At 63.0% G+C, this 405-nt stretch carries 1 protein-coding gene; it reads left to right on the plus strand.

What is annotated here, in order from left to right; genetic code table 11:
- Positions 1 to 14: 14 nt before the first annotated feature.
- A partial coding sequence (locus tag E5W87_RS35645; protein ID WP_292408703.1) for a methyltransferase domain-containing protein occupies positions 15 to 405 on the plus strand: 391 nt, incomplete at its 3' end.

Here is a 405-nt window from a genome sequence, read left to right on the forward strand (position 1 = left end):
CTTGCGGCACCGGCGTGGTGGCACGCTCGGCGGCCGAGCGTATGGGAAGTGGGCATGTCGTCGGCCTCGACATCAACACGGGCATGCTTGCCGTTGCTCGATCGCACCCGAGAGGCGCTGGACCGCGCATCGACTGGCACGAGGGAAGCGCGCTCGAAATGCCGTTCCCTGACTCCACCTTCGATCTGGTTCTTTGCCAGCTCGGGCTGCAATTTTTTCCGGACCGATCGAGAGCGCTACGTGAGATGTTCCGGGTTCTGGTGCCTGACGGCCGACTGGCCTTAAACGTTTTCAGCGCTATTGAGCACACACCTGCGGCAAAGGCGCTGGCGGATGCCTTGGATCGACACCTCGGTCCAGGCGCTTCGGCAACGAAACGGTCCGAGCATTCACTCGCCGATGCGG

Origin of the sequence: Mesorhizobium sp., assembly GCF_004962925.1 — a bacterium.
Taxonomy (GTDB): domain Bacteria; phylum Pseudomonadota; class Alphaproteobacteria; order Rhizobiales; family Rhizobiaceae; genus Mesorhizobium.